The sequence below is a fragment of the Pseudomonas phoenicis genome (assembly GCF_047302395.1).
Taxonomy (GTDB): Bacteria; Pseudomonadota; Gammaproteobacteria; order Pseudomonadales; family Pseudomonadaceae; genus Aquipseudomonas.
Genome location: NZ_CP154852.1, coordinates 1,793,595 through 1,814,052 on the forward strand (window position 1 = coordinate 1,793,595; position 20,458 = coordinate 1,814,052).

Here is a 20,458-nt window from a genome sequence, read left to right on the forward strand (position 1 = left end):
ATGAGCTGATGAACAAACTATTCGCGAGTCTGCTGTTGACCCTGGGCGTCACCGGTGCAGCCAGTGCTGCGCAACCGATCACCGGCGATGCCGCCGCAGGCCAGGGCAAGACCGCTCTGTGCGGCGCCTGCCACAACCCCGACGGCAACAGCCTGGCGCCCAATTTCCCGAAACTGGCCGGCCAGGGCCAGCGCTACCTGGAAAAACAGCTGCACGACATCAAGAGCGGCAAGCGCCCGGTGTTGGAAATGACCGGCATGCTCGAAGGCTTCGACGACCAGGACCTGGCCGACATCGCCGCCTATTTCGCCAGCCAGAAGGGCTCGGTGGGCGCCGCCGATCCCAAGTTGGTCGAACGTGGCCGCGCGCTGTTCAACGGCGGCGACCTGGACAAGGGCATGCCCGCCTGCACCGGCTGCCATTCGCCGGATGGCGCGGGGCTGGCCCTGGCCGGTTTCCCGCACCTGAGCGGGCAGCACGCGCAGTACGTGAGCAAGCAGCTCACCGACTTCCGCGAAGGCAACCGCACCAACGACGGCGATGCCATGACCATGCGCACGATCGCCAGCAAACTCAGCAACAAGGACATCGAAGCCATTTCCAGCTACATCCAGGGGCTGCATTAACCTTGGGTTAATGCGCGGCAGCGAGCATCCGCAGGTTCGGCCTCGTCCGGCGGCTGGGTCACCGACCCTTTTTCCGCGCGCTGCCGGTACACTACAGAACTCGTCCCGTCCCGACCTGTCACAGCACGGTCGGCTACGAGGCGACCCATGACTGCCCAGGAGTGAAGCATGCGTAAACTGATTCTCAGCGCCACGCTGGTCGCCGCCAGCGTATTCGGTATGGCCAGCGTCCAGGCCGCGGAACCTGCCAAGGCAGGCGAGCAATACATCGAGCTGAGCAACCCCGTTCCCGTTTCCCAGCCTGGCAAGATCGAAGTGGTCGAGCTGTTCTGGTACGGCTGCCCGCACTGCTACCACTTCGAGCCGACCCTCAATCCCTGGGTCGAGAAGCTCCCAGAAGACGTCAACTTCAAGCGCGTGCCGGCCATGTTCGGCGGCCCTTGGGACGCCCACGGCCAACTGTTCCTGACCCTCGAAGCCATGGGCGTCGAGCACAAGGTGCATGCAGCCGTGTTCGATGCCATCCAGAACCAGCGCAAGCGCCTGACCGATCCGAACGACATGGCCGAGTTCGTGGCCACCCAGGGTGTCGACAAGGACAAGTTCCTCGCCACCTTCAACTCGTTCGCCATCAAGGGCCAGGTCAACCAGGCCAAGGAACTGGCGAAGAAGTATGAAATCACCGGCGTGCCGAGCATGGTCGTCGATGGCAAGTACCGCTTCGACCTGGGCACCGCCGGCGGTCCGGAAGGCGTGCTGAACGTGGCCGACCAGTTGATCGCCAAGGAGCGCGCCGCCAAGTAGGTGGCGATGCCATGCGCCGCACCAGCCCCTTGCGCGGTATCGGCCTGCATCAGCCACAGGTCAACGAGCATCACCTGCAGGCCACCGGCCTGCCGGCGGATGGTCGCCTGCGGCTGCTCAGCTTCAACATTCAGGTGGGCATCAGCACCGAGCGCTACCGGCACTACCTGACCCGCAGCTGGCAACACCTGCTGCCGCACACCGGGCGCGCCGGCAACTTGCAGAAGATCGGCCAGCTGCTGGCCGATTTCGACTTGGTGGCCTTGCAGGAAGTCGATGGCGGCAGCCTGCGCTCGGGCTACGTCAACCAAGTGGAGCACCTGGCACAGCTGGGCGCCTTTCCCTACTGGTACCAGCAGCTCAACCGCAACCTCGGGCGCTTCGCCCAGCACAGCAACGGCGTGCTCAGCCGGCTCAAACCGCAGCAGCTCGAAGACCACCCGCTGCCCGGGCCTTCCGGGCGCGGTGCGATTCTGGTGCGTTTCGGCGAGGGCGAAGAAGCCTTGATCGTGGTGATGATGCACCTCGCGCTCGGTGCCAAGACCCGCGCCCGGCAACTGGCCTACGTGCGGGAACTGATCGGTGGCTATCGGCACCAGGTGCTGATGGGCGACATGAACACCCATGCCTCCGACCTGCTCGAACATTCCCCCCTGCGCGATCTCGGCCTGGTCGCACCCCAGGTCGAGGCCACCTTCCCCAGTTGGCGCCCCCAGCGCTGCCTGGACCACATCCTGCTCAGTCCCTCGCTGGCCCTGGAGCGCGTCGAGGTGCTGGCCCAACCGATCTCCGACCACCTGCCGGTGGCCGTGGAGATTCGATTGCCCGACGCGCTGACTGTGGATAACCTGCCGGCTTTGAGCCAGACCCTGTCTGAAAAGTCCTGATACTCGTCCATGCGGCGTTGAAAACCGGCTCGGAATGCTCATGTACTCCAGTACACTCCGCTTCCTCACCGGTCTTCGCCTTGCCTGGCCTTCGTCTCAGAACTTTTCAGACAGGGTCCGGCAGGCCACGCGCCTCCCGCCACCCTCCCCTCGCGGACCTTGGGCATGACAGACGACGCCGAGCGTTGGAAAGAGAAGTACTTCAAGAGCCTCGAGCAGCAGGAGAAACTCGAACGTCGCTGGGATGCCCGCCTCGACCTGTTGCGTCGAGGGCTGGTGCGCAGCTCGCTCGCCGCCGAGGGCAGCGACCAGGCCGTGGACCAGTGCATGAAGGAAATGCGCGAGGTCATTCGCAGCGACAGCATGGACGGCGGTCTGGCCGCGCTCATTCCCCGTCTCGAAAAAGCTGTGCTCGACTCCGAACACCGTCGCGAAACGCGGATGAACCAAGTGCGCGAGGCGTTGACCTCGCTGGTGCAACAGCTGCAAAGCCTGCCGTTGCCAAGCGAACAGCTGCGGGCCCTGAAAAAGCTCAGCAAGAAGCTCGATGGCGGGGTCAGCCAATCCCGTGAACTGCCGCCGTTGCTGGGCGAGCTCAGCGGTTTGCAGGAGCGCGCCCTGGCCTCGCTGCACAAACAGGCGGACGAGGCGCGTCCGGGCTTTTTGCAGCGGCTGTTCGGCACGCGCGAAGCCGAACCGGCGGCGTCGGAGCCTGGGCAGCCGAACGTGGCGCAAGCGGCGGTGGCCGCGCCAGAGGTCAGCGAAGTTGTCGCCCCCCTGGCGCCCGTGCCTGCGCCTGCACTCGAAGCCGCTGCGCCGGCCTCTGGCGAAGGGCTCGCCGTTGCCTTGCCCGACGCGAAAACGCCCACTGCCGTAACCGGGTCGGCTGTATCCGAACCGGTGCCGGCTGCTGTCGTAACGGCAACGTCGCCTCCCAGCGCACCCGCGAGCGTCGAGCGAGCCAAGGCGTCCGGCGCCCAACCTTCCGCCCCGGCCCCGCTCGATGCGGATGTCACGGCGCCGGCACCTGGCGCCGCCCCATTGCCCCCGCCCGCCGATGCAGCGAGCGATGATCTACCCTCCCCGGCTACGGCATTACCCACCGCATCTACCGCTGACGAAGATGCTGGCGAGGTCAGTCAGCCCGCAACGCAACCCGAACCGACGCTCGCCCCCATTGCAACGCCATCGGTGGTGTCCAGTCCTACCGTCGAGCCACTGTCGCTCGCCGATATCGAGCCCATACCGGCACCTGCGCAGACCGTTGCGCTGGCGCCCTTGACCGACGCCTTCACCGACGCAAGCGGCGAAGACGCCCTCTACGCCCTGCCCCACGCCGTCGAGCCGCCCTATAGCCAAGTGGCCGCGCACATCGAGCACACCCTGCTCGGCCTGCTCGACGACCTCAGCCTGCCCGAGCGCTACAAGGACCAGGCCCTGGCCATGCGCGAGCGGGTCGCCCGAGGCTTGAACTGGTATGAACTGATCCCGATCCTCGACGATCTCGCCGTGCTGATGCTGGCGATCAACGACAGCGGTCAGCACGAATTCGAAGCCTATCTGCAAGCGCTCAACGCCCGACTGGAGGCCTTCCATGCCCACCTGCGCGACGCCAGCGCCGGGCATGCCGACAATCAAACGGCCGCGCGCCAGCTCGACAGCCAGTTGCGCGAACAGGTCGACGGCCTGCAGCACAGCGTGCAAGGCGCACAGGACCTCGACAGCCTCAAGCAGGTGCTCGATAGCCGGCTCGAAGGCCTACTCGGCACCCTCGACCAGCATCGACAGGCCCGCGACCACCGCGAGCAGGATCTGGCCGAACGCCTGCAAGGCTTGGCCGCACGCGTGGCGGGCATGGAGCAGGAAGCCCTCGGCTACCGCGAACACCTCGAAGAGCAACGCCAGAAAGCCTTGATCGACCCGCTTACCGGCCTGCCCAACCGTGCCGCCTGGAACGAGCGCCTGGCCCAGGAGATGCACGTCTGGCAGGCCCGGGGCGGGCACTTGTCGATGGCCATTCTCGACCTCGATCACTTCAAGCGCATCAACGATGGATACGGCCATCTGGCCGGCGACAAAGTGCTGAAACTGGTCGCCAACGTGTTGCGCAAGCGTCTGCGTGGGAGCGATTTCATGGCGCGTTTCGGTGGCGAGGAATTCGTTCTGCTACTCCCGCAGACCCCGCTGGAACAAGCCATGCAGCAATTGCAAAGCCTGCGCGCGGCGGTCGAAGCCTGCCCGTTCCACTTCAAGAGCGAGCCGGTCACCATCACCACGTCGATCGGTTGCAGCGTGTTCCGTTCGGGGGAGTCTGGCGAAGCGGTGCTGGGCCGCGCCGACAAGGCGCTGTACCGGGCCAAGGCCCAGGGCCGCAACCGTGTGGAACAGGGCTGAGCGACGCGCAGGCTTGCGCTATGCTAGTGCGCCCTGACCTCTGCAGGCCTACGCCAAGCCATGAAAGCCCTGTTCACCTCCCTGCTGCTCCTGCTCCTGGCCGGTTGCTCCACCGGCCTGCGCATCGACCGCGACCACGTCTCGGCGAACCAGGACAACCGTATCCAATTCGTCGTCCTGCACTACACCAACGCTTCCCTGGAGCGCTCGCTGGCGCTGCTGACCCACGGCGAAGTCAGCAGCCACTACCTGATCGGCGACGGCCCGGCCACGGTCTACCAGCTGGTCGACGAAAGCCGCCGCGCCTGGCACGCCGGCGACAGCCAGTGGGACGGCCGCACCTGGCTCAACTCCACCTCCATCGGCATCGAGATCGTCAACCCAGGCTTCACCGACACACCACAGGGCCGCGTCTGGCACCCCTACAGCGAGGCGCAGATCCAGTCGCTGATCGCCCTGCTCAAGGACATCGTCAAGCGCAATGGCATCCAGCCGCGCTACATCGTCGGGCACAGCGACATCGCACCGCTGCGCAAACAGGATCCGGGACCGTTGTTCCCTTGGAAGCGCCTGGCCGACGCCGGCCTCGGTGTCTGGCCCGATGCCAATGCGGTGGCCCAGCAGCAAGCCTGGTTCGCCAGCAACCCGCCGTCGATCGCCTGGTATCAGCAACAACTGGTCCGCTTCGGCTATGCCGTGTCGCAGACCGGCGAGCTGGACGAGGCCACCCGCCACGTGCTGGCCGCGTTCCAGATGCGCTTCCGTCCTCAACGCTTCGACGGTCAACCCGACGCGCAGACCGCCGCCATGCTGCAGGTGCTCAACCGCACGCGCTGAGGCGCCATGTTGCGAGTATGGGGTGCGAGGGGCTTCCACCTGCTCAGCGGGGCCATCGGCCTGATGGCCGTAGCGGCGGTCGGATTGAGCGGCGTCGAGCGAGGGGGCGTGGGTGGGGCCTTTGCGAACCCCACCGCTTCACTTCAAACCGGCAGTGCCATATAGAACTGGGTGCCTTGGCCGGGACGCGAAAATACACCCATGCGGCCACCGTGCAACTGCACGATTTCCTTGCACAGGGCCAGGCCCAGGCCCGCGCCGCCTTTCTTGCGCCCCACCTGCACGAACGGCTCGAAGATCCGCCCCTGCTGGCCATAGGCGATGCCCTCGCCGCTGTCCTCGACACTGATGATCACCCGCTCGGCGTGCCGCCGCGCGTGCAGACGGATGTGCCCATCGCTCGGGGTATGGCGGATGGCGTTGTGCAGCAGGTTGTCCAGCACCCGGTCGAGCTGGCCGACGTCGGCCTGAATGCGCGGCAACGGCAGCTCCATGTCGATCACCAGCTCGATGCGCTTGTCGCTGGCCGACGCCTGGAAACGCTCGTGCGCGCGCGCCAGTAGGGTTTCGACGTCGCACGGCGCCACGTCCAGTTTCTGCAAGCCGTTCTGGTAGCGGGAGAAATTCAACAGGTCGTTGATCAGTTGGGTCAGGCGCTGCATTTCCTCGCCGATGGTGTCGAGCAGATCGCTCTCGCGGGTATCGGCGGGAAACTTGATGCGTTCGCGGAACAGGCCGAAGGCCATGTGCATGCCGGTGATCGGCGTGCGCAGTTCGTGGGAGGCACGCAGCACGAACTCGCTGCGCACCCGTTCGAAGGCGCGTTGCTCGGTCACGTCGCGCAGCACCATGACCGCACCCAGGATCGGCCCTTGCGGGTGGCTGACCGGGGTCAGGCTGTAACTGAGCAGGCGCGTGTCTTCGTCGATCTCGAAACTCAGGTCGTCGGGCGGCCGGTCCAGGTTGCCGCCGCGCAGCACCTGGCGCAGTTGCTGCTGCAGCTCGGGACGCTCCAGGGCCTCTTCCAGCGGAGTGCCGATACGGCCGCTGTCCCAGCCCAGCTGGCGCTGGGCCACGGGGTTGAGATGCGCCAGGCAGCCCTGCGGGTCGATGATCAGCAAGCCGTCGTCGATGCTGTCGAGCACCGCCTGCAAGCGTTGCTGGCCGGCCAGCAGCTCGTCGATGTTGGTGGCCTGGTGTTTGCGCAGGGCATCGGCCATCAGCCCGAAGCGGCGGGTCAGCTGGTGCATCTCACTGCCTTGGGCGATCGGCAGGGTCACGTCGAAATTGCCACGCCCGACCTGATCGGCCGCGCGCGCCAAGGCCTCGATGGGCAAGCCGAAGCGCCGGGCGATGCTGTGCGCCGTAATGAACCCCAGTACTAGCACGGCCAGGCCCATCAGGCCCAGCACACCGCCGACCAGCCAAGCCTGGTCGTGGTTGCGTTCTTCGCTGCGGTTGATTTCGTCCAGGGCTTTGGTGCTGGAGGCGATTAGGCTACGCCGCACGCCGTCGAAGGCCATACCCAACGGCTGTTCCAGCCCCATCTCGCGCCATGGCGTGGCGCTTTGCCGATAGGCCTGGAGAAAACCCAGGTAGCTGCTGCGGACCTGTTCCAGGCCGCTGCGCCCTCCGTCCTCTTGCAAACCTTGGTCCACCAACTGCTGGAACTGCGTTTGCAGGTCGCCGAGGCTTTCCCGGTTGGGCGATTCGTCGAGGATCTGGCTCAACTGCTCGCCGAGGTTCTGCCGCAGCTTCACGCCCAGTTCCAGGACATGGCGGGTGTCGCTCAGCAGGCGCTCCTGCATCGAGGCCATCTGCACCACGCTCACCAGCCCCAGCAGCAGGCCCAGCAAGGCCACGGTGATCAGCGCCGAGATGCTGAGGAACATCCGCGTGCGCAACTTCATCGTCCACTTCACAGGTTGTACTGCTTGCGCTTGCGGTACAGCGTCGAGGCATCGATGCCCAAGGTCTTGGCCGCTTGGTCCAGGGTGTCGCTGGTGGCCAGCACCGCGCCGATGTGGGCGCGCTCCAGTTCGTCCAGGCTCAAGGCCGCACCCACGCGAGGCGCGTTGCCCGTGGGCTGTTCGCCCATGCCCAGGTGGCTCACCTCGACCCGCTCTTGCGGGCAGATGATGCTGGCACGCTCGATGACGTTGCGCAGTTCCCGGATGTTGCCCGGCCAGCGGTAGTTGAGCAGCGCCGCACGGGCCTCGTCGGAGAAGCCGCGGGCCGGGCGCGAGTAGTCCTTGACGAAGCGCGCCAGGAAACGCTCGGCCAGGGTCAGGATGTCTTCGCTGCGTTCGCGCAGCGGCGGCAGGTGCAGGGTGATGACGTTCAGGCGATACAGCAGGTCTTCGCGGAAACGCCCTTCGCGCACCATCTCCTCGAGGTTGAGGTTGGTCGCGGCCAGAATGCGTACATCGGCGCGGCGAGTGACCGGGTCGCCCACGCGTTCGTATTCCTTGTCCTGGATGAAGCGCAGCAGCTTGGGTTGCAGGGTCAGCGGGAAATCGCCGATCTCGTCGAGGAACAGCGTGCCGCCGTCGGCCTGGTTGACCCGGCCCAGGGTGCTTTCGCTGGCGCCGGTGAACGCCCCGCGGCTGTGGCCGAACAGTTCGCTTTCCATCAGTTCTGCGGTCAACGACGGGCAGTTGATGGTCACGCACGACTTGCGCGCGCGCTTGCTCCAACCGTGGATGGCGCGAGCCAGCTCGCCTTTGCCGGTACCCGACTCGCCCAGAATGAGGATGTTGGCATCGGTAATGGCCACCTGACGCGCGGTTTCCAGCACCACCATCATGGCCGGGCTGTGCGAGTCGAGACCGTCTTTGGGCTTGCGCACCTCGCCTTCCAACGCTTCCAGGCGCGCCGACAGCTGACGCACTTCCAGTTGCTTGGCGGTGGCCAGGCGCAGTTGGTCCGGGCTGCAGGGTTTGACCAGGTAGTCGGCAGCGCCGGCCTGGATGGCATCGACGGCAGTGTCGATCGCCGAGTGGGCGGTGACGATCACTACACGCATCCAGGGTGCCTGGATGCGCATCTGCGCCAGCACGTCCAAGCCGTTGTCTTCACCTAGACGCAGGTCGAGGAAGCACAGGTCGAACACCTGGCGCTGCAACAAGGTTTCGGCCTGGGACGCGCTGTTGGCCGTGGCGACGCTGTACCCCTCATCCTCAAGGCAGTAGCGGAAGGTACGCAGGATGGCGGATTCGTCGTCCACCAGCAGAATGCGGCCTTGGTTATCCGGGGCGGATTCCATTTTTCCTACGCTCCTTTGGGAATAGTCAGACTTAGTGTCGGAAATATCGGGCAAGTTGCATGGTCTTTTTCTGACATATGCGGAGTTTGCAATGCTAGCTGGTTGCCCGTGTGTTGGCTAACTCGTTGAAACCTTGAAGTTTTTCAGCGATTTCCGCGCATGGCATGGCAGTTGCGCCGTCCGCCGGTTCGAAAATATTTAGAAACGACAGGAGATTTACATGAAGCGCGCCCCTTTCGCCCTCCTCGCCATCGGCCTGCTGGCCAGCGCCACTGCACTTGCCGACCCCGTGCAAAACGCCCGGTTGGAAGGCAGCGTGCAGACGGCGCTGTCGCTCAACCGTGTGTTGAATCCATTCAGCATCCAGGTCGCCATAGAAGAAGACCAGGCGCGTCTCACTGGCGAAGTCGAGAACGAGGTCGAGCGGGGTCTGGCCGAGCGCGTGGCGTTGGCCACCAAAGGCATTTCCCAGGTCGACAACCAACTGAAGGTCAACCCGGAGCTGGTCGAACACCCGCTCGAAGCCCGCGCCTATGCGCAACGCCTGGACGACGCGACGCTGGCAGCCATGGTGCGCGCGCGTCTGGTGTGGAGCCGAGTGACGGAAAAGGCGCCGATCGAGGTTGAAAGCCGTGACGGTGTGGTGACCCTGCGTGGTCGGGTCGCCAGTGCCGAGGCCAAGGAGTTGGCCGGGGTGGTGGCCCGCACCACCGAAGGCGTGCACCTGGCCAACAACCTGGTCAGCCTGGACAGCGCCGCCATGGCCGAAGCGCGCAATGCCCCGGTCGACGCTCCCTCCGGACCCCAGCCCAGCGACAGTTGGATCATCGACAAGATCCAGAACAGCTACCGCTTCAGCCGCAACCTGGACGGCGCGACCATCCGCGTGGTGAGCGAGGAAGGCATGGTGCGGTTGTCGGGCGATGTCGTCAGCCAGGCACTGAAGACCGTCGCGGTCGATATCGCCCGGCAAATCGTCGGAGTGCGCGGCGTGGACGCCGACATGCTGAAGGTGTCGACCAAGGTAGAAGGCTGAACCGTGCAGATTGCACGTGCAAAATGCACGACCCCTGGGAGGGTATCGTGCAGGATACATTCTCGGGAACTTTTCAGAAGTGGGTTAAGCCCTTGATTTATAAGTAATTTATTTGTTTTCAAAAGCTGGCATGCAGGCTGCAATCATCTGGATACGTTCGAAAAGAAAAATTTCAGTAGGAGCAGCCGGCATGACTCGCCAGACCACCCACACCAAGCAGACCGCCAACACCTTGCCCATGGGCAAGCTCCTGCTGCTTGGCGTCGCGCTGGTACTGACGGTGGTCGCCGGCCAGTTCTACCACAGCGTGCAGACGGCCCGTCTGGCCGACCAGGTCGCCGCGCAAACCGCTCTGCTCGCCAAGATCCAGGCCACTCGCACCCAGTCGCTGGTACAGGCTGCCGAGACGCCGACCCAAGCACCGCAAGCCAAGGCTTCGCCTGCCACCATCGACACCGTAGTTCCTCAGGAACGTTGGGTCTTCTGAAGGCCCGACTCACTGATCTCATAAAGACAGATAGGAGAATCACCATGCTGAGTTGGGCCATTACCTTCTTGATCATCGCCATCATTGCCGGTTACTTCGGTTTCGTAGCAGTCGCTGGCGCCGCCACAGGGATCGCCAAGATCCTGTTCATCCTTTTCCTGGTGCTGTTCGTCGCTTCGTTCTTCTTCGGCCGAGGCCGTGGCCGTCCATGAAGACCTTGCTCAAGCGCACGCTGGCCGCTGCCCTGTTGTTGGGTAGCGGTTCAGCCGTGTTCGCGGCCAACGACGGCCAGGTGTACCTGAACCAGTTGCTCGGCTCGGATGCCGAGTACCGTGAGGCCTGGAAGGATGCCATCGACAATCAGGAGCGGTTGCCGGACTGGGTGGTCAACCTGTCGGGCAATACTCAGCAACAGATGTCGGCTGTGATCGAAGAAGGTGACAGATACCTGGTCGGCTCGCTTTGCGAGACCCAGGAGACGTGCGCCTCGAAACGCTTGGTCGCAGCGTTCAGCTGGGACAAAGACGACGCATACGGTTTGCTCGTCGAGGGCCCGAAAGCGGTATCGCCCAGCAGCGAGGTGAATTACCGCTGGATCGGCAAGCCCGACGAAGGCATGAAAGCCCTGCTGCGCGAGCAGCTTTGAAGACCAGGGCGGTTGCCGGCCTAAGCACTGCGACCGCCCGCTGTAATCATTTGGAAGCGGAACTTCCTTAACGTTTTAGCTTCCATGATGCGCCGCACCGGTGAGGTGCGGCACATGACCAGGGGGTCGGGCTGTTCTGGCGGTGGCTGAGCCGGAGTGGCCTAGGGGTACAGGGAGTGCCTCCGTAAAGGGCCGGGTCAGGAAAGGCAGCATCGGATGGTTCAGGTCATAGCCGCAGGCAGACCTGACCTCCGAAGCTCCAATAATCGGCACAAACTCAATCGACGCTGTGTAGCGTTTGAGTAGGAAAGGTCCGATCAGAGATTTTTTCCTGCCACACATCGATTTTTTTCGCTCCATTCGCATCCCTTCTTCTGCGGCTCGACGACCATTCGGATTGTCGAACAAGCAGCGTACGCTTTCCGCCATCTCGCCTGAACGTTCGCCATGCGACTCTCCGTACCTGTTCGGTAATCCGAACAGCGTCCCCAAACCTTCCAAAAAGCCGATTTTCGAGCACATTTGCTTATGCCGATTCGGCATGGGGTAATCGTTTCCGGCATTAGACTGGTCTGCCCACCGTGGCAATAGTTGCGGCCTTTTCGCGGGAGCGAGCCACGACCCGGCCGCCTGCGGTGATCTCTCATGGAGCCCGCCCAACGGAGCAGCAGCTTACTCGTGACCCGGCCAGATGGCTCTGGCACGGGTGTTTCCAGCCGGCGCCCATGTCCACTACAACAAAGGGTAACGACATGAAGAAGGCAAAACTGAGCCTTGCCTGGCAGATCGTCATCGGCCTGGTGCTGGGTGTTGCGATCGGTGCGGTGCTGAATCATTTCAGTGCAGAAAAGGCATGGTGGATCAGCAACGTCCTGCAACCGGCCGGTGACATCTTCATTCGCCTGATCAAGATGATCGTGGTGCCCATCGTGGTCTCCTCGCTGATCGTCGGTATCGCCGGTGTGGGCGACAGCAAGAAACTTGGCCGGATCGGCCTGAAGACCATCGTCTATTTCGAAATCGTCACCACCCTGGCCATCGTCGTCGGTCTGGTGCTGGCCAACGTCTTCCACCCGGGCACCGGCATCGACATGAGTACCCTGGGCACCGTAGACATCTCCAAGTACCAGGCCACCGCAGCCGAGGTGCAACATGAGCATGCCTTCGTCGAGACGCTGCTCAACCTCATCCCGTCGAACATCTTCGCCTCGCTGATGCGTGGCGAAATGCTGCCGATCATCTTCTTCTCGGTGCTGTTCGGCATGGGCCTGTCGAGTTTGCCGAGCGACCTGCGCGAGCCGCTGGTTCGCACCTTCCAGGGCGTATCGGAAACCATGTTCAAGGTCACCCACATGATCATGAACTACGCCCCCATCGGTGTATTCGCGCTGATCGCGGTGACGGTGGCCAACTTCGGCTTCGCCTCCCTGCTGCCGCTGGCCAAGCTAGTGGTGCTGGTGTACTTCGCCATCGCCTTCTTCGCCTTCATGGTGCTGGGCCTGGTGGCGCGCCTGTTCGGCTTCTCGGTGATCAAGATCATGCGCATCATGAAAGACGAGCTGATCCTGGCCTACTCCACCTCGAGTTCGGAAACCGTGCTGCCACGGGTGATCGAGAAGATGGAAGCCTACGGCGCGCCGAAGTCGGTGTGCAGCTTCGTGGTGCCCACCGGCTACTCGTTCAACCTCGACGGCTCGACCCTGTACCAGAGCATCGCCGCCCTGTTCATCGCGCAGCTGTACGGCATCGACCTGTCGATCGGCCAGCAACTGCTGCTGGTGCTGACCCTGATGGTCACCTCCAAGGGCATCGCCGGCGTGCCGGGCGTATCCTTCGTGGTGCTGCTGGCGACCCTGGGCAGCGTGGGCATTCCGTTGGAGGGCCTGGCTTTCATCGCCGGCGTCGACCGCATCATGGACATGGCGCGCACCGCCTTGAACGTGATCGGCAACGCCTTGGCCGCCCTGGTCATCGCCCGTTGGGAAGGCATGTACGACTCGGCCAAAGGCGAGGCGTACTACAACTCGCTGCCGCACATGGCCGGTAAGCAAGTTGCGACCGGCGCCGCCACCCGCTCCTCGCAGGCGGTAAAGCAGTAAGCCACCTCTGTGCGGGTTCGCCCGCATTCTGAAAAGCCCCGGTGGGTCGTCACAGCGTTCGTTCGTCCGAACCGTGACGTCCCATCGGGGCTTTTCCGTGCCATGCCGATGGCGACAGGCGCGTGCCCCGGTGGTGGTGGCGACTGCGCTATGATGCGCACTTTTTCCAGGGAGACTCGTAAATGCTCAACGGCCTGTGGCTCGGCTTTTTCCTGGTAGGCGCCATCTCCGCCTTGGGGCAGTGGCTGATCGGCGGCAACGCCGGGATTTTCGCGGCCATGGTGGAAAGCATCTTCGCCATGGCCAAGCTGTCGGTGGAAGTGGTGATTCTGCTGTTCGGCACCCTGACCTTGTGGCTGGGCTTCTTGAAGATCGCGGAAAAGGCCGGCATCGTCGAATGGCTGGCCAAGGTGCTCGGGCCGCTGTTCGCCCGGCTCATGCCGGAGGTGCCCAAGGGGCATCCGGCGCTGGGCCTGATCACCATGAACTTCGCCGCCAACGGCCTGGGCCTGGACAACGCCGCCACGCCCATCGGCCTGAAGGCCATGCGTGCCCTGCAGGAGCTCAACCCCAGCAGCACCACGGCGAGCAACGCGCAAATCCTCTTCCTGGTGCTCAACGCCTCCTCGCTGACCTTGCTGCCGGTGACCATCTTCATGTACCGCGCCCAGCAAGGCGCGCCCGATCCGACCATGGTCTTCCTGCCGATTCTGCTGGCCACCAGCGTCTCGACCCTGGTGGGCCTGCTGTCGGTGGCGGTCATGCAGCGCCTGCGCCTATGGGACCCGGTGGTGCTGGCTTACATGATCCCCGGCGCCTTGCTGCTGGGCGGCTTCATGGCCTTTCTCGGCACCCTGTCGGCCGCGGCGCTGGCCAGCCTGTCGTCGATCCTGGGCAACCTCACGCTGTTCGGGGTGATCGTCACCTTTCTGGTGATCGGTGCGCTGAAGCGGGTCCAGGTGTACGAAGTGTTCGTCGAAGGCGCCAAAGAGGGCTTCGACGTGGCCAAGAGCCTGTTGCCGTACCTGGTGGCCATGCTGGTTGCCGTCGGCGTACTGCGCGCTTCCGGCGCCCTGGAGCTGGCCTTGGACGGCATCCGCCATGCGGTCGGCTGGATGGGCCTGGATACGCGTTTCGTCGACGGCCTGCCCACGGCGCTGGTCAAGCCGTTCTCCGGCAGCGCGGCACGGGCGATGATGATCGAGACCATGCAGGCTCAAGGTGTGGACAGTTTCCCGGCGCTGGTGGCCGCGACCATCCAGGGCAGTACGGAAACCACCTTCTACGTGCTGGCGGTGTATTTCGGCGCGGTCGGCATCCAGCGCGTACGCCATGCCGTGGGCTGCGCCTTGCTGGCCGAGTTGTGCGGCGTGGTGGCGGCGATCTGCGTGTGCTACTGGTTCTTCGCCTGAGCGTCGGCGATCACCTTGAAGCGCAGCACGCCGATCACCTGGCCGTCTTCGGTCAGTACCCGCACCTGCCAGCGGCCGACCGGGTCGGGTGGGAAATTCTGCTTGTGGCTCCAGGCGCGGTAGCCTTCCTTGCGCCCGCCGCGGATGTCCAGGGCGATGCGGTCGACTTCTTTACCGTCCTTCTGCCACACGTGGTAGATGCGTTCGTTGAGCCCGCGCGGCGCATTGATCGAGGTGTAGGCGTACAAACCATTGCCGCCGATGCGGCTGGCCGGTACCTCCTTGAGCGAGTCGCCCGGCTCGCGGTTGTTGACCTGGGTGCTGACGGCCACCTCGGTCATCCACAGCGTCGCCGGCGGCACCCACGAACGTAACAGCCAGCCCCCAGCGCCCACCGCCAGGGTGATCGTCACCAACGCCACGGCATTGCGCCAGTTGTTGATCGGAAAGCTGCTGACCAGGCTGGGGAAGGACAGCGCCATGGCGGCCACCAGAGCCAGCTTGAAGCTTTGCGCGGTGGTCAGGTGCAGGATGATCGGCAAGGCGGTGAGCAGGGCGGCGAACAGCGTCAGCATGTGCAGCGCCATGAACAGCCAGCGCCGTGGCGCCAGCCAGCGGTAGTACAGCGGATCGACGATGGAGATCAGCCCCGCAGCCGCCAGCAGCCCGGTGAACACCGACTGGCCGCTGTTCCAGGTAGTGGTGACGAAGAAGAACGGCAATACGAAGAACAGGCTTTCCTGGTGGATCATCTGCGTCGCGTAGCGCAGCAGCGGCTGAGGGATCTCGCGCTTGAACAGGCGTGCGAACAGTTTGGTCAGGCTGTTCTCCAGCATCAGCCAGACCCAGCTGACCAGCAGCACGATGGCGATCCAGCTCGCCAGGCTGGCCTGGCGGTCGACCAGAATGAAGCTGCCGATACCCGACAGGAAGCCGCCCAAGGCGATCACGCCAGGGTAGCGTTTGAGCAGTTCGATGACGCGTTGCACGAGGCGAGGAATGGGCAGCATGGGTTAGCGACAAGACCCTGAAAGAAGAGCTGCGTCGGCGCGAGTGCCGACGCTGGCCGAAGGATAGCGCCGAATCATCGTTGCCGTGTAGCGCCGCTGGGGCGGGGCGCCGGTTGGCGTCGCCGGCGGCGCAAAAGACCGATGGCCAGGGCCGGTAGCAGCATCAAGGCCAGCAGCAGGCCGATCCAGCCATACAGGCCGTCGTACCCCAGTAACGGCTGCTCGATGCGTAGGTAGCCTGGGGACTTGAGCAATTGCGCCAAGGCGGCGTTGGTTTCTTTGAGGCTGACCTTGCGCAGTGCGGCGATCGGGTCTTTGTAGCGACCGTCTTCATAGTTGTTGAGCCCGCCCCAGTAATAGTCGGCCAGGGCGCTGTTGCCCTGGGTGGTCCAGCTTTCCCGGGCGATGGCCGCTTCCTTGATGCGGGCGAAGGTGGCAGGGTCGAGCCCGTCCTTGCGCAGTTGCTCGAACAGCGCTTCGAAAGCGCTGACGGCCGCATCGACGTCGTCGCGCTCCAGGTCCGCGGTGAGGCTGAGCATGCCGCTGTCGCCGTAGCTTTCGCGCTTCACCGAGGGGCCATAGGACAGCCCGTGGCGCAGGCGCAGCTGCTGATACAACGCCCAGTCCAGATAGCGCGACAGCAGCTCCAGGGTCTGGTCATGGTCGGTATCGAGTACCGGTTCGATGAATAGCCAGCTCAGTTTGGCGGTGTCGCCCAGCCAGCCCCGGTTGAGCGTGCGCCTGGCCTCGGCCTGATGGGTGATGGTGTCCAGATCGCGACGCTCGCCGGGTTCGGTGGCCGGCAGTTCGGCGAAGGTGCGCTCCAGGTAGGCGGGTAGCAGCTTGTCCAGGCCGCCGACGACGATCAGGGTCATGTTGTTGGCGGCGTACCAGTGCTCGCGCGCCTGCGTGACCTGCTCCAGGCTGAAATCGGTCACGTCGGAGCGTTCCGGGCATTTGAGGCCCAACTCCTGCGCCACCTGTTCGGTGGCGCGCTGGCCGATGTCCTGGCGGTCCAACCAGCGCTGCAGATGGCCGTAATGGCCGCCGTCCTCGCGTTCGATGATGGCTTTGGCGGTGGCCAGCGCTTTGGCGTCGATGTGTGTGTCGCGCACGATCGCCAGCAGCAGGTCGAGCACCTTGCGTTGATTACGCGCCGGGGCCTCGATGACGAACGTGGTGTCGGCGCTGCTGGTGAAGGCGTTCCATTCGCCGCCCAGCGCTTGCAGGCGCTCCTCGAGACCGCCTTCGCCGGATGCGTCGATGCCGCTGAACAGCAAGTGTTCGATCAAGTGCGGCAGCTCGCGCTGCTCGCAAGGGAAGTCGTCCAGGCCCACGCCGACCACCAAGCGGATCGACACATGGTCGCGCTCGTAACCCGATTTCAGAATCACCTGCAGGCCATTGGGCAACAAGTAGCCTTCGACCTGGGAGCGGTCGAGCGCCAGTGATGGCAAGGCGGCGAGCAACAGGCAGACGAACATCAGGTAACGCATGGGCAGGTCCGGCACTCTCCGAGATGAGCGGGTTCAGGCTTGACGGGGCTCCTCGGCCTCGTTGTCGAGCAGCAGCCCGCCGGTATCCGAGCCGCCCAGTACCACATAGGCACTGCTGCAGAACAAAGAGTTCAAACGCTTCATGTCGGCGATCAGCTCCAGGTGCAGCGAACTGGTCTCCAGGCTTTGCACCACCTTGCGCTGCAGACGGCTGACATGGGCGTGGGCCAAACGCCTTTCCTGGGCACGGAAACGGCGCTTTTCGCGCAGCAGCAGGCGCGCGCTTTCCGGATCGGCGCTGAGGAATACCGAGAGGCCGAGGCGCAGGTTGGCCAGCAGCTGCTCCTGCAAGCCGGTCAGCTCGTCCAGGCCCACGGCGGAGAACTCGCGGCGCTGGCTGGTCTTCTGCTGCTGGACCTTGCGCAGCATGCGTTCGATCAGGTCGCTGGACAGCTTGAGGTTGATCGCCAGCTCGATGATTTCGGCCCAGCGCCGGTTGTCGTGCTCGCTGAGATCTTCGCGGCTCATCTGCGCCAGATACAGCTTGATGGCGCTGTACAGCGCATCAGCGTCTTCGCCCAAGGCCCTTACCCGTGGGGCCATTGCCGGCTGGGTGCCGCGCAGCGCGCCGAGCATGGCGGTCAGCAGGTTGTCGACGATGTCGCCCAGGCGCAAGGTTTCCCGCGCCGCGTTGGCCAGGGCCAGGCTGGGCGTTTCCAGGGCCGAAGGGTCGAGGTGGCGCGGCAGGGTCTGGCTGTCGCCGCTGTCCTGCTCGGGCAGCAGGGTGTCGCAGATGCGCCCCATGTACTTCACCGTGGGCAGCATCAGCAGGCAGCGCAGGGTGTTGTAGAGCAGATGGAAGCCGATCACCAGTTCCTGGGGGCTGTAGCTCAGGCTGTCCATCCAGCCCACCAACGGGTTGAGCACAGGGATGATCAGCACCAGGCCGATCAGCTTGTACAGCAGGCTGCCCAGGGCCACGCGGCGCCCAGCGGTGTGCTGCATGCGCGCACTGATGAAGGCCAGCAGACCACTGCCGATGTTGGCGCCGACCACCAGACCGATGGCTACCGGCAGGCTGATCAGCTCCGAGCCGGCGAGCGTCGCGGTCAGCAGCACGGCGGCCAGGCTGGAATACGAGATCATGGCGAACAGCGCACCGACCAGGGCGTCGAGCAGGATGTCGCCGGTCAGCGAGGCGAACAGCACACGCACGCCTTGCGCCTGGGTGATGGGCGCTGCGGCCTGCACGATCAGCTCCAGCGCCAGGATGATCAGCCCCAGGCCGATCGCTACACGGCCCATCTGGCCGATGCGCGTCTGCTTGCGCGACAGGAAGAAGATCACCCCCACGAAGATCAGCAGCGGCGACAGCCACGACAGGTCGAAGGTCAACACCCGGGCCATCAGCGCCGTGCCCACGTCGGCACCGAGCATGATCACCAGCGCCGGGGTCATGGCCATCAGGCCCTGGCTGACGAACGAGGTGACCAGCATCGCCGTGGCGTTGCTGCTCTGCACCATGGCCGTGACCACGATGCCGGCGATGAACGCCAGCGGACGTTTGTCCATGTTCTGGCCGATCACCCGGCGCAGGTTGGAGCCGTACACCCGCAGGATGCCGGTGCGCACGATGTGCGTGCCCCACACCAACAGGGTGACGGCCGATAGCAGGTTGAGCAGGGTCAGCATGGGCAAGCCCCCCTTCGAACGATGCCCTGAGCGGGCCAATGGATGACGCGGTGAGCCTGGCCCTGGACGGGCGATTCTGGCAGGTCTCACTCAAGCTGTAGTTGCCTTGGGCAATGGCTGCCAGCTTGGCATGGCTGAAATATATTTGAAACATTTGCGGCGGTGGAGGCCGCATCGAAGCGGCCGGCACGCCTTCAGCCCAGGCGCGCCGGTGCGGGGAGGGCGTCTCAGAGGCTCCCAAACAGCGGGAAGATACCCATCAGCAGCGCAGCCAGCAGAATGCACAGGCACACCAGAACGGCCCATTTCAGGGTGAAGCGCTGGTGGTCGCCGAACTCGATGCCCGCCAGGGCCACCAGCAGGTAGGTGGAAGGCACCAATGGGCTGAGCAGATGCACCGGCTGGCCGACGATCGACGCACGGGCCATTTCCACCGGGCTGATGCCGTAGTGGCTGGCCGCTTCGGTCAGTACCGGCAGCACGCCGTAGTAGAAGGCGTCGTTGGACATGAAGAAGGTGAACGGCATGCTCACGATGGCGGTGATCACCGCCAGGTACGGCCCGAGCGCCTCGGGAATGACCGCCAGCAAGCTCTTGGACATGGCCTCGACCATGCCGGTCCCGGACAGGATGCCGGTGAAGATACCCGCTGCGAAGATCAGCCCGGTGACCGCCAGCACGCTGCCGGCATGGGCGGCGATGCGGTCCTTCTGCTGTTGCAGGCACGGATAGTTGACGATCATGGCGATGCTGAAGGCCACCATGAACAGCACCGGCAGCGGCAGGAGCCCGGCGATCAGCGCCACCATCAAGGCGGCGGTCAGCGCACCGTTGAACCACAACAGTTTCGGCCGCCGCGCTTCGGGAAACTGCGAGACGCTGATGTCGCCGTGGTCGATGTCGTCGGTCGGCAGGCGCAGCTCGCCGAGCCGGGCACGTTCGCGCTTGCCGTAGGCGTAGGCGATGGCGAGGATCGCCAGCACACCGGCGACCATGGCCGGGATCATCGGCACGAAGATGTCCGACGGATCGACCTGCAAGGCACTGGCCGCACGGGCGGTGGGGCCGCCCCACGGGGTCATGTTCATCACGCCACCGGCGAGGATGATCAGCCCGGCCATGATCCGCGGGCTCATGCCCAGGCGGCTGTACAGCGGCAGCATGGCCGCGCAGCAGATCATGTAGGTGGTGGCGCCGTCGCCGTCGAGCGAGACCACCAGCGCCAGCACGGCGGTGCCGACCGACACCTTCAGCGGGTCGCCCTTGACCAGCGCGAGGATCTTGCGCACTGCCGGGTCGAACAGGCCCGAGTCGATCATCAGCGCGAAATAGAGGATGGCGAACATCAGCATCACGCCGGTGGGCGCGAGCTTGCTGATGCCCTGCAGCATCATCGGCCCGATATCGCCGGCGAAACCGCCGAACAGGGCGAACAGAATCGGCACCAGGATCAGGGCGATCAAGGCCGACAGGCGCTTGGTCATGATCAGGTACATGAAGGTGATTACCATGGCGAAGCCGAGGAAGGTCAGCATGGCGGTACTCCAGGCGTAGGGATGCGAACGGGCAAGACGCGTCGGGTCAGCGCGGGACGGGCGGGGCCGGGAGTAGCGGAAGGGGAAATGCGGGCGCGTGGGCACGGAAGGACATCGAAATCACCATTTTATTGTTGTTGGAGTGGCCAGGCGCGAGGCCTTGGCGGACCGGTCTATTGCCGGTCATGGCGACATCCTAGTGGGCGAAGCTTTCAACCAGCTTTCGCGCCGA

The 20,458-nt window shown here is 64.5% G+C and carries 17 protein-coding genes; 11 read left to right on the forward strand and 6 right to left on the reverse strand.

Translation table 11 applies throughout. From position 1 onward, the window contains the following. Nucleotides 1–8: 8 nt before the first annotated feature. From AA0Z93_RS08125 to AA0Z93_RS08145, 5 genes are all read left to right on the forward strand, one after another. A complete protein-coding gene (locus AA0Z93_RS08125) occupies nucleotides 9–626 on the forward strand; it encodes a c-type cytochrome (RefSeq protein WP_413045599.1) in 618 nt (205 codons plus the stop codon). A gap of 168 nt (nucleotides 627–794) precedes the next feature. Continuing rightward, nucleotides 795–1,430: a thiol:disulfide interchange protein DsbA gene (gene dsbA, locus AA0Z93_RS08130; protein ID WP_413045598.1), complete on the forward strand. Its 636-nt coding sequence runs from the start codon at nucleotides 795–797 to the stop codon at nucleotides 1,428–1,430. Nucleotides 1,431–1,441: 11 nt separating this feature from the next. Beyond that, nucleotides 1,442–2,317 carry an endonuclease/exonuclease/phosphatase family protein gene (locus AA0Z93_RS08135; RefSeq protein WP_413045597.1) on the forward strand — a complete coding sequence of 292 codons (876 nt, stop codon included), beginning with the start codon at nucleotides 1,442–1,444 and terminating at the stop codon, nucleotides 2,315–2,317. A 165-nt stretch (nucleotides 2,318–2,482) separates the two neighbouring features. Further along, entirely contained in the window at nucleotides 2,483–4,711 is a 2,229-nt protein-coding gene (locus AA0Z93_RS08140; RefSeq protein ID WP_413045596.1) for a diguanylate cyclase, read from the forward strand. Nucleotides 4,712–4,771: 60 nt separating this feature from the next. Then, nucleotides 4,772–5,548 carry an N-acetylmuramoyl-L-alanine amidase gene (locus AA0Z93_RS08145; protein ID WP_413045595.1) on the forward strand — a complete coding sequence of 259 codons (777 nt, stop codon included), beginning with the start codon at nucleotides 4,772–4,774 and terminating at the stop codon, nucleotides 5,546–5,548. Between the two features lie 143 nt (nucleotides 5,549–5,691). On the opposite strand, the gene AA0Z93_RS08150 is transcribed toward AA0Z93_RS08145, so the two are convergent. After that, complete coding sequence (locus AA0Z93_RS08150) at nucleotides 5,692–7,470, reverse strand: KinB sensor domain-containing domain (RefSeq protein WP_413045594.1); 1,779 nt, start codon at nucleotides 7,468–7,470, stop codon at nucleotides 5,692–5,694. Beyond that, nucleotides 7,467–8,813, reverse strand: coding sequence for a sigma-54-dependent response regulator transcription factor AlgB (gene algB, locus AA0Z93_RS08155; RefSeq protein ID WP_296267233.1), 1,347 nt, complete (start codon nucleotides 8,811–8,813; stop codon nucleotides 7,467–7,469). The genes AA0Z93_RS08150 and algB overlap by 4 nt, the downstream gene beginning before the upstream one ends. Nucleotides 8,814–9,033: 220 nt before the next feature. Here algB and AA0Z93_RS08160 point away from each other — a divergent pair, with 220 nt between their 5' ends. The 6 genes from AA0Z93_RS08160 (at nucleotide 9,034) to AA0Z93_RS08185 (ending at nucleotide 14,493) form a co-directional block, all read left to right on the forward strand. Further along, entirely contained in the window at nucleotides 9,034–9,849 is an 816-nt protein-coding gene (locus tag AA0Z93_RS08160; protein WP_413045593.1) for a BON domain-containing protein, read from the forward strand. A gap of 190 nt (nucleotides 9,850–10,039) precedes the next feature. After that, nucleotides 10,040–10,336 (forward strand): hypothetical protein, encoded by a 297-nt coding sequence (locus AA0Z93_RS08165; RefSeq protein WP_296267238.1) that lies wholly within the window; start codon nucleotides 10,040–10,042, stop codon nucleotides 10,334–10,336. 44 nt (nucleotides 10,337–10,380) lie between these two features. Next, nucleotides 10,381–10,548, forward strand: coding sequence for a DUF1328 domain-containing protein (locus AA0Z93_RS08170; RefSeq protein ID WP_296267240.1), 168 nt, complete (start codon nucleotides 10,381–10,383; stop codon nucleotides 10,546–10,548). Then, on the forward strand, nucleotides 10,545–10,982 hold the full coding sequence (locus AA0Z93_RS08175; protein WP_413045592.1) for an inhibitor of vertebrate lysozyme family protein: 438 nt from the start codon (nucleotides 10,545–10,547) through the stop codon (nucleotides 10,980–10,982). Before AA0Z93_RS08170 ends, AA0Z93_RS08175 begins: the two co-directional genes overlap by 4 nt. Before the next feature lie 752 nt (nucleotides 10,983–11,734). After that, nucleotides 11,735–13,081, forward strand: coding sequence for a glutamate/aspartate:proton symporter GltP (gene gltP / locus AA0Z93_RS08180; protein ID WP_413045591.1), 1,347 nt, complete (start codon nucleotides 11,735–11,737; stop codon nucleotides 13,079–13,081). 182 nt (nucleotides 13,082–13,263) lie between these two features. Then, nucleotides 13,264–14,493, forward strand: a complete 1,230-nt coding sequence (locus AA0Z93_RS08185) for a nucleoside recognition domain-containing protein (protein WP_413045590.1) — start codon at nucleotides 13,264–13,266, stop codon at nucleotides 14,491–14,493. Here the strand turns inward: AA0Z93_RS08185 and AA0Z93_RS08190 are convergent. The 4 genes from AA0Z93_RS08190 to AA0Z93_RS08205 form a co-directional block, all read right to left on the reverse strand. After that, on the reverse strand, nucleotides 14,475–15,503 hold the full coding sequence (locus AA0Z93_RS08190) for a DUF5924 family protein (RefSeq protein ID WP_413045589.1): 1,029 nt from the start codon (nucleotides 15,501–15,503) through the stop codon (nucleotides 14,475–14,477). The genes AA0Z93_RS08185 and AA0Z93_RS08190 overlap by 19 nt on opposite strands. Nucleotides 15,504–15,577: 74 nt before the next feature. Continuing rightward, entirely contained in the window at nucleotides 15,578–16,999 is a 1,422-nt protein-coding gene (locus AA0Z93_RS08195) for a M16 family metallopeptidase (RefSeq protein ID WP_413045588.1), read from the reverse strand. Nucleotides 17,000–17,032: 33 nt separating this feature from the next. Further along, nucleotides 17,033–18,691, reverse strand: a complete 1,659-nt coding sequence (locus tag AA0Z93_RS08200) for a Na/Pi cotransporter family protein (protein WP_413045587.1) — start codon at nucleotides 18,689–18,691, stop codon at nucleotides 17,033–17,035. Nucleotides 18,692–18,918: 227 nt separating this feature from the next. Then, nucleotides 18,919–20,226 (reverse strand): CitMHS family transporter, encoded by a 1,308-nt coding sequence (locus tag AA0Z93_RS08205; protein WP_413045586.1) that lies wholly within the window; start codon nucleotides 20,224–20,226, stop codon nucleotides 18,919–18,921. Between the last annotated feature and the right edge of the window lie 232 nt (nucleotides 20,227–20,458).

Bases quoted from the DNA above. Each gene is read 5' to 3' on its own strand.
- AA0Z93_RS08125 (WP_413045599.1), top strand. From the start codon at position 9: ATGAACAAACTATTCGCGAGTCTGCTGTTGACCCTGGGCGTCACCGGT.
- AA0Z93_RS08140 (WP_413045596.1), top strand. From the start codon at position 2,483: ATGACAGACGACGCCGAGCGTTGGAAAGAGAAGTACTTCAAGAGCCTC.
- AA0Z93_RS08200 (WP_413045587.1), bottom strand. From the start codon at position 18,691: ATGCTGACCCTGCTCAACCTGCTATCGGCCGTCACCCTGTTGGTGTGG.
- AA0Z93_RS08205 (WP_413045586.1), bottom strand. From the start codon at position 20,226: ATGCTGACCTTCCTCGGCTTCGCCATGGTAATCACCTTCATGTACCTG.
- dsbA (WP_413045598.1), top strand. From the start codon at position 795: ATGCGTAAACTGATTCTCAGCGCCACGCTGGTCGCCGCCAGCGTATTC.
- AA0Z93_RS08165 (WP_296267238.1), top strand. From the start codon at position 10,040: ATGACTCGCCAGACCACCCACACCAAGCAGACCGCCAACACCTTGCCC.
- AA0Z93_RS08170 (WP_296267240.1), top strand. From the start codon at position 10,381: ATGCTGAGTTGGGCCATTACCTTCTTGATCATCGCCATCATTGCCGGT.
- algB (WP_296267233.1), bottom strand. From the start codon at position 8,813: ATGGAATCCGCCCCGGATAACCAAGGCCGCATTCTGCTGGTGGACGAC.
- gltP (WP_413045591.1), top strand. From the start codon at position 11,735: ATGAAGAAGGCAAAACTGAGCCTTGCCTGGCAGATCGTCATCGGCCTG.
- AA0Z93_RS08195 (WP_413045588.1), bottom strand. From the start codon at position 16,999: ATGCGTTACCTGATGTTCGTCTGCCTGTTGCTCGCCGCCTTGCCATCA.
- AA0Z93_RS08145 (WP_413045595.1), top strand. From the start codon at position 4,772: ATGAAAGCCCTGTTCACCTCCCTGCTGCTCCTGCTCCTGGCCGGTTGC.
- AA0Z93_RS08160 (WP_413045593.1), top strand. From the start codon at position 9,034: ATGAAGCGCGCCCCTTTCGCCCTCCTCGCCATCGGCCTGCTGGCCAGC.
- AA0Z93_RS08185 (WP_413045590.1), top strand. From the start codon at position 13,264: ATGCTCAACGGCCTGTGGCTCGGCTTTTTCCTGGTAGGCGCCATCTCC.
- AA0Z93_RS08190 (WP_413045589.1), bottom strand. From the start codon at position 15,503: ATGCTGCCCATTCCTCGCCTCGTGCAACGCGTCATCGAACTGCTCAAA.
- AA0Z93_RS08175 (WP_413045592.1), top strand. From the start codon at position 10,545: ATGAAGACCTTGCTCAAGCGCACGCTGGCCGCTGCCCTGTTGTTGGGT.
- AA0Z93_RS08135 (WP_413045597.1), top strand. From the start codon at position 1,442: ATGCGCCGCACCAGCCCCTTGCGCGGTATCGGCCTGCATCAGCCACAG.